The sequence below is a fragment of the Sphingobacterium sp. T2 genome, assembly GCF_000814685.1.
Lineage (GTDB): Bacteria > Bacteroidota > Bacteroidia > Sphingobacteriales > Sphingobacteriaceae > Sphingobacterium > Sphingobacterium thermophilum.
Window position 1 is genome coordinate 1 of sequence record NZ_JXAC01000315.1, and the last position, 559, is coordinate 559.

Sequence of the window (559 nt, forward strand, 5' to 3'; positions counted from 1 at the left end):
AGGGGGATAGCCCGGCGAAAGTCGGATTAATACCGCATGACATCATTGAGAGGCATCTTTCGATGATCAAAGATTTATCGGACAAGGATGGGCTCGCGTGACATTAGCTAGTTGGTAAGGTAACGGCTTACCAAGGCTGCGATGTCTAGGGGCGTCTGAGAGGAGAATCCCCCACACTGGTACTGAGACACGGACCAGACTCCTACGGGAGGCAGCAGTAAGGAATATTGGTCAATGGACGGAAGTCTGAACCAGCCATGCCGCGTGCAGGAAGACGGCCCTATGGGTTGTAAACTGCTTTTATACGGGAACAAACGTCGGTACGTGTACCGGTCTGAGTGTACCGTAAGAATAAGGATCGGCTAACTCCGTGCCAGCAGCCGCGGTAATACGGAGGATCCGAGCGTTATCCGGAATTATTGGGTTTAAAGGGTGCGTAGGCGGCCAGATAAGTCAGGGGTGAAAGTCGGCAGCTCAACTGTCGCAGTGCCTTTGATACTGTTTGGCTTGAATTCGGTTGAAGATGGCGGAATGAGACAAGTAGCGGTGAAATGACATA

At 51.7% G+C, this 559-nt stretch carries 1 rRNA gene; it reads left to right on the plus strand.

Annotated elements, in window-relative coordinates:
- Positions 1–559, plus strand: a 16S ribosomal RNA gene (locus tag SD31_RS14475); the annotation flags it as partial.